Below are 7,477 nucleotides of genomic sequence, written 5' to 3'. Positions count from 1 at the left end.
GACGCTCTTATATAGATCTGATAGCCAAACCTTTTATGCCCAAAGATGACAAAATGAGTTATTATTTCTACGATATCAACGCAAAGGTCAACCACAAGTTTTCAGACCGAAGCCGTCTCTTTCTCAGTTTTTATAAAGGAAAAGATCATTACTCTTTCAAAAGTAAAAGTGTATTTTCTACCACCACATGGGGCAATGATTATGATTTCGGCAACACCTATGAAAATAAAATGTCGCTCGACTGGGGAAACACTGTTGCATCCGTCCGCTGGAATTATATCTTCAACCAGAAATTGTTCTGCAACACCACCATCGCTTACAACAAATATCAAATGGATGCCAACTCCGGCACATACAGCAGCAACTGGGTTGGCAATGCAGTAAACGAAAGCAGCTACCTTGCCAACTATCATTCCGGCATCCGCGACTGGAATTATCAAATGGATTTCGATTACAATCCGTCTCCCACGCATCATATCAAATTCGGCGCAGGTTACCTCCGCCACAATTTTCACCCGGAAGTGGCAACTTCCAAAATCACAGAAAAGGAAGAGGGCGACATTGCACAGGATACCACCTACAACAGTATCTCCAATAGTACAGTCCGGGCACACGAAATATCAGCATACATAGAAGACAATTTCGATATCGGTTCGCGCCTGCGCATGAATATCGGTTTACACCTATCCACATTTTATGTGCAGAAAAAGAGTTATTTCTCCGCACAGCCCCGTGTATCCGCCCGTTATCAATTGAATAAAGACATCGCATTGAAAACGTCGTATACCAAAATGAGCCAGTATATACATCTGCTTTCATCAACTCCCATCTCCATGCCGACAGACCTGTGGGTGCCCGTAACCAGCAAAATCAAACCGATGCAAGCTCATCAATATTCATTGGGAAGTTATTATACGGGCCTGAAAGGATGGGAGTTTTCTGTAGAAGGTTACTACAAGCAAATGCGTAATGTTCTGGAATATAAAGAAGGAGTCAGTTTCTTAGGATCTTCTTCCGGCTGGGAGAACAAGGTAGAAATGGGAAAAGGGCGCTCCATGGGAATAGAGTTCATGGTACAGAAAGCTACCGGAAAAACAACCGGATGGATAGCCTACACACTGGCGAAAAGCGATCGTAAGTTCTCTCCGGGCAGTATCAATAATGGAATACGATTTCCCTATAAGTATGACCGGAGGCATAATCTCACCTTAGTAGCCAATCATCAATTCAATAACCGGATCGACATAGGAGTTTCATGGATATTTGCTACCGGTGGAACAGCTACCATTCCCGAAGAGGTAACGGCTGTAATCCGTCCCGGAGAAAATTTTGTCCGGCAGGAAGATTACGTTGAACATCGCAATAACTACAGGCTTCCCGCCAGTCACCGCCTCAACATAGGTGTCAATTTCAATAAAAAGACCAAACACGGTATCCGTACCTGGAACATCAGCCTTTACAACGCCTATAATGCAATGAATCCGACCTTGGTATACAGTAACGGAAGCGGTGGATACGCCACATATATCAAAAATCAGGAAAATGGGAAAGTCTACTATCAATATATACCCGGGAAACGGAAAATAACCAAGCTGACCATATTACCCTGTATTCCTTCCGTCACTTACACTTATAAATTCTAAGCATTATGATAAAAAGAGAGAACCTGTTGCTTCTTTTTCTGCTATCGACATTCATCAGCAGTTGTGAAAATGAAATCCCTTTTAACAAAGAAGCCAACCCGCCCAAGCTGATAATGAACGCACTCATTAATGCCGACAGCACAAACAATGTGCTCTATCTCAATAAAAGCGGGCAGAATGTAATCAGCCACGTCACTGACGCCAGCGTAGAGATCCGGGTGAATGACGCATTGGTAGAGACTCCGGAAGCATTGCCGATGCCCGAAGGGGAATTTACCTCCCTTCAGAAACGCTTTCTTATTACCACAAAGTTCCACCCTGGAGACAAAGTACGTATCGATGCCATGACCGGAGACAGTGTCCATCATGCTTGGGCAGAAGTAATTGTCCCACAGCCACCAATGCCCATCGTACGGGTAGACACAGCAACCGTCCCGGTCAATGAGTACGACAACTATTATACAAACCGCCTGCGTTACCGTATCACATTTTCTGACCGCACTGATAATACGAGGAATTATTACCGGCTCGTTCTGGATCGCCGTAACACGATCTACGCTACCATTTTCAGTCCCGAACTAAAAGACACAATACTTACCAGCCAGAACTTTCGAATGCTTTCTCGCGAAGATGTAGTCCTTACTGACGGACACCCATCCATGTCGGGAAATGACAACGACCTGTTCGAACAAGCAGAAAACATCTATGGAGTATTCGATAACAGCCGCTTCGCCGGACAAAGTTATACGATGACAGTTTATGCTACAAGTTATGAAGAGTGGCCGGATCTCTTTCCGCCTCACACTGTCAAACGGAAAATCAGCGATTGCCACGTCCGGCTGCTCAGTATCAACGAAACGGATTTTCTGTATTTTAAAGCACTGAATCTAATCGACTCCGATGTGTACGATGAAACCATCATGGAACCGATTGTCTTTGCCAGTAATGTGCACGGCGGACTCGGAATCGTGAGCATCAGCACAGAAACAAGCGTAAAGATCAATCTCACAGATGAAAAGTATGACGAACGATAAAAAATATCGGTCAAAGAATGAACCTTGCACTGCCTACACCATAAGAAAACATTATCTTTGCAGCCTAAAAGTACGGAAATCATGTTTACTATTATCGGAATAATGCTCACAGGAATGCTCGTCGGCTATCTGTTGCGGAGCAAACGTCTTTTATGGATTCATAAAGTGATCACCCTACTGATATGGCTGCTGCTTTTTCTATTAGGCATCGACGTAGGAGGAAACGAAACGATCATCAGGATCCTGCATGCCATCGGCCTGGAAGCTCTTGCCATCACATTCGCCGCCGTTGCCGGAAGCGTACTGGCAGCATGGGGACTGTGGTACCTTGTATATATAAGGAATAAGGAGGCGAAGCAATGAAAGGGAGTCTCATTATCGTTTCATTCTTTATCGTAGGAACCTTTTGCGGGTTATATCATCTGATTCCGTATGAATTCACTCACAGCAATCTAAGTTATTATGCCCTGTGCGGCCTGATGTTCTGTGTCGGAATCAGTATCGGTAACGATCCGAATACCTTGAAAAGTTTCCGCTCGCTCAATCCACGGTTGCTCTTTCTACCTGTCATGACAATACTGGGTACGTTAGCCGGATGTGCTGTTGCCAGCTTGTTCCTGCCCCATCGTTCGGCCACAGATTGTATGGCGGTAGGTGCCGGATTCGGTTATTATTCCCTCTCCAGTATCTTCATCACCGAATATAAAGGGGCAGAATTAGGAACGATTGCATTGCTATCGAATATTCTTCGTGAAATTATAGCCCTGTTAGGTGCCTCACTTTTCGTGAAGTTTTTCGGCCGGCTGGCTCCCATCTCCGTAGGCGGTGCTACCACCATGGATACTACTCTACCCATCATTACCCGCTATTGCGGAAAAGAATTTGTCATAATTTCCATCTTTCATGGCTTTATTGTAGATTTCAGCGTACCGTTTCTTGTGACACTATTCTGTTCCGTGTAGGCAAACGTATTTCAAATAGATTACATTTAAAGGCATATCTTCTACTTTTTAATGCTCATTTATTGATGTACATCAATAAATGCAGGTGTAATATGCACTTTATCCCTATTTTATTTTTATGCTATAAAACATATTCTTATATTTGCATAGGTAAAAAGAAAAATTAAGCGCTTAACTACGTTTTCAATAGGTATTAGATTTAGTTTTTAGGATTAGTTTTTAGGTATAACAATTAAAAAGTAGGTATTATGAAAAGATTAGGATTAACATTCGTGGCAGCATTCTGCCTGGCTGCTATGACTTTTGCAGCAGGAAACCAACCTACGACTGCAAAATGGGAAGGAAACATCAACGTAAATAAGTTGAGTCAGTATCTGAATTTAAATTCAGTACAAAGTGAAGAGGTTTCCAATATCTGTGAATATTTCACAGAACAGATGGGACGTGCTACTGTTGCCAGAAAAAATAAGGAAACAAAGTTGCACAACGCCGTTTACGGAAACCTGAAATTGATGAAAAGAACGCTCACCGATGAACAGTATGCCAAATACACAGCTTTACTGAACATCACTTTAAAGAATAAAGGCATTGAACTGAGCAAGTAAATTGATTAATACATAAATGTGAAAAAGGTGTCGACAGTTTTATGCGTCGGCACCTTTTTTTCTATCATTACTTCGTAACGAAACCTAACGGATAGTTACCAATGTAGCTCCAAAACCATATTCCTGAAAAGAAGCGTCCTGATAACGGCAAGTGCTATATTTGCGCTTTAACTCATCGAGTAAGGCCTTGCGGAGTACTCCATCTCCCTTACCGTGAATGAAAACTATTTTTTGTTCGCGCTTTGTCTTATACCGTTCCATCACCTCACGAAACTTATCCAACTGATAATTCAATATCTCGGCATTACTCATACCATGAGTATCATCCAACAATTCATTGATATGCAGATCTACCTCCACAATACCATTGGAAACACCCCGTTTCACGATCGGCTGTGATTTAGGTTTCTCCACATCTTTTTTCTGCAACAGAGCCGCCTGTATTTCTTCGGCCGAAACATACACCTGCTTAGCCGGAACATCATTTGTTATGATATCATAAATCAATGCCGGCTCTTCAAAGAAATCCGATTCACGGAAAGTATGCAGTTTATAGAACTTTACCGTATCGATACGAAGCTCCACACTGACCGCCGGTTTCACAGAGAAAGTCTTGCTGTCCTTAAAAGCAATAAACTGTATGGAAACACGCTCCAATTCATTCAATACGTCTTTGGCAAAATCCTCAAGAAACAGCTTCGTATTAGGCTCTGCCAATCCGTGAGAGCGAGTTTTCCAAGCCTTGCCTTCAGCACTGAGGTAAGTATAATAAAGATAGTAATTACTATCATTCACCAGATAAGCCTCGAAAGCAGTGCTGCTGATAGCCTTGACATCTTCGGGCACGAAAGCTAAAAAAACGTTCAGAACATCCCCACCCCGCATTTCCGGTCGACGCTGCAGAACAGGAATTTCCGGTTTGACGGGCTTGGCAGGTTCTTCAGCCTTTTTAGGAGCCGCAGCCGGTTTTCTATTTATGTTATAGTCGTCCGTTTCAATCACCACGCACTCACGAACCTGCATCGGGATATCAAATCCGTCCGCATCTTCCACCAACACAATGTCTTTTCCCTGGAAACCTTTCACAATTCCCCCGCCTACTTCACTGAGAAAGCGCACTTTATCACCTATTTTCATTTTTCTATTTACAATTTACCGTTTACAAACTACAATTTAGGGCAAATATAGTTACTTTTGCGATCGTAATGAAAGAAAAGATGAAAGAAAACCCTAAACATATCCGTATTAGCGAATACAACTATCCCCTGCCGGAGGAACGTATCGCCAAATTTCCCCTTCCCGTACGTGACCAGTCAAAACTGCTCGTATACCGTCAAGGTGCAGTAACCGAAGACGTGTTTACCTCTCTTCCCAAATACCTCGCCAAAGACAGCCTGATGATATTCAACAACACGAAAGTCATTCAGGCCCGCCTCCACTTCCGTAAAGAAACAGGAGCACTGATAGAGGTGTTTTGCCTCGAGCCTGTCCAACCGAATGACTACGCACTGAACTTTCAGCAAACGGAACATGCAGCATGGCTCTGCATGATCGGCAACCTGAAGAAATGGAAAGAGGGCCCGCTCCACAGAGAACTGACGGTAAAGGGACATCCGCTCACACTTACCGCCACACGTGGCGAATGCCGGGGAACAAGCCACTGGGTAGACTTCTCTTGGAATAATTCCGAAGTCACCTTTGCCGATATCTTAGAGGTTTTCGGAGAGTTGCCCATCCCGCCCTACCTGAACCGGGAAACCCAGGAAAGCGACAAGGAGACTTATCAAACGGTATATTCAAAAATAAAAGGTTCCGTAGCCGCCCCGACAGCAGGACTTCACTTTACACCACGGGTACTGGATACTCTCCGGAAAAAAGGAGTCGATCTGGAAGAACTGACATTGCATGTGGGAGCAGGAACATTCAAACCGGTAAAAAGTGAAGAAATTGAAGGACACGAAATGCATACGGAATACATTTCCGTCTCACGTTCGACCCTCCGGAAGTTGATCGGCCATAACGCCTGTGCCATTGCCGTGGGAACAACCTCGGTACGTACTTTAGAAAGTCTGTATCATATCGGAGTAACTCTGGCTGCCAATCCACAAGCAACAGAAGAGGAACTCCACGTACGCCAATGGCAACCCTACGAAAAATACGATGAGATTCCGCCGGTCGTGGCGCTTCAGAAAATACTGGATTACCTTGATTACAACGGTATGGAGACTTTGCACACCAGTACACAGATCATCATCGCCCCCGGATACGACTATAAGATAGTAAAAGCAATGATAACCAATTTCCACCAGCCGCAAAGTACCTTGCTGCTTTTGGTTTCAGCATTTGTAAAAGGAAACTGGCGAACGATATACGACTATGCACTCAGTCACGATTTCCGTTTTCTGAGTTACGGAGATTCATCGTTGCTGATCCCATAAACATTCATATGCCATTCAAGGCGAACCAAACCTTTTAAAAGACAATAAAGATGCAAAGCGATAATAACGAAGAGATGTTCCCCGTTGTAGACGAAGAAGGAAACATCATCGCTGCCGCCACCCGTGGCGAATGCCATAACGGCAGCAAACTGCTCCATCCGGTAATACACCTGCATGTTTTCAATAGTAAAGGAGAACTATATTTACAGAAACGTCCGGATTGGAAAGACATACAGCCGGGGAAATGGGATACCTCTGTAGGAGGGCACATCGACTTGGAGGAAAGTGTAGATATTGCCCTAAGACGCGAAACACAGGAAGAATTAGGTATCACGGATTTTATGCCGGAAAAGTTAACCAGTTATATTTTTGAATCTACCCGCGAACGGGAGCTCGTCTTCGTACACAAAACCATATACGACGGAGAAATACACCCCAGCGATGAATTAAATGGTGGCCGATTCTGGAGTTTGGAAGAGATAAAAGAGAACTTGGGAAAAGAGGTGTTTACTCCAAATTTTGAAGGAGAGATAGAGAAAGTCATTGCGTTACACACTTCGAACAAAGTATAATAGCGAAATGTTATCACAACCGATAATGAAACATATCGTTATATACTAACCTATCTTTACTAAAAACCGTTTTAAAAGTATACTAAGAATACTTCCTAAAGAGATTCTTACAGGTATATATAAAAAAGAGGAAGTCACTGACCTCCTCTTTAATTTTAATATGTGTAGTTTAACTGAATTACTTTATGATTACAACAATAAATACTGTATTAGCTAAAACTAA

At 43.2% G+C, this 7,477-nt stretch carries 7 protein-coding genes and 1 pseudogene; 7 read left to right on the top strand and 1 reads right to left on the bottom strand.

The genetic code is table 11. The features are described 5' to 3' along the window. From QVP90_RS12820 to QVP90_RS12800, 5 genes and pseudogenes are all read left to right on the top strand, one after another. A pseudogene (locus QVP90_RS12820) lies at window positions 1-1,643 on the top strand (TonB-dependent receptor); the annotation flags it as partial. A 5-nt stretch (window positions 1,644-1,648) separates the two neighbouring features. After that, complete coding sequence (locus QVP90_RS12815) at window positions 1,649-2,677, top strand: DUF4249 domain-containing protein (protein ID WP_007482125.1); 1,029 nt, start codon at window positions 1,649-1,651, stop codon at window positions 2,675-2,677. An 81-nt stretch (window positions 2,678-2,758) separates the two neighbouring features. Beyond that, a complete protein-coding gene (locus QVP90_RS12810; protein ID WP_021936647.1) occupies window positions 2,759-3,040 on the top strand; it encodes a LysO family transporter in 282 nt (93 codons plus the stop codon). Then, window positions 3,037-3,639, top strand: coding sequence for a lysine exporter LysO family protein (locus QVP90_RS12805; RefSeq protein WP_005933593.1), 603 nt, complete (start codon window positions 3,037-3,039; stop codon window positions 3,637-3,639). The genes QVP90_RS12810 and QVP90_RS12805 overlap by 4 nt, the downstream gene beginning before the upstream one ends. A gap of 248 nt (window positions 3,640-3,887) precedes the next feature. After that, the gene (locus QVP90_RS12800; protein ID WP_005933596.1) at window positions 3,888-4,244 is read left to right on the top strand and encodes a hypothetical protein; all 357 of its coding nucleotides are present in this window, start codon (window positions 3,888-3,890) and stop codon (window positions 4,242-4,244) included. 84 nt (window positions 4,245-4,328) lie between these two features. Here the strand turns inward: QVP90_RS12800 and QVP90_RS12795 are convergent, their stop codons facing one another. Further along, entirely contained in the window at window positions 4,329-5,381 is a 1,053-nt protein-coding gene (locus QVP90_RS12795) for a DUF2027 domain-containing protein (protein ID WP_007482124.1), read from the bottom strand. 80 nt (window positions 5,382-5,461) lie between these two features. Between QVP90_RS12795 and QVP90_RS12790 the strand changes: the two genes are divergently transcribed. Continuing rightward, a complete protein-coding gene (locus QVP90_RS12790) occupies window positions 5,462-6,682 on the top strand; it encodes an S-adenosylmethionine:tRNA ribosyltransferase-isomerase (RefSeq protein WP_005933601.1) in 1,221 nt (406 codons plus the stop codon). 50 nt (window positions 6,683-6,732) lie between these two features. Further along, a complete protein-coding gene (locus QVP90_RS12785) occupies window positions 6,733-7,254 on the top strand; it encodes an NUDIX hydrolase (RefSeq protein ID WP_021936646.1) in 522 nt (173 codons plus the stop codon). Window positions 7,255-7,477: the final 223 nt, after the last annotated feature.

Source organism: Bacteroides sp. CAG:189 (assembly GCF_000432295.1).
Classification (GTDB): Bacteria; Bacteroidota; Bacteroidia; order Bacteroidales; family Bacteroidaceae; genus Bacteroides; species Bacteroides salyersiae.
This window is presented reverse-complemented; position numbering and strand designations above follow the sequence as displayed.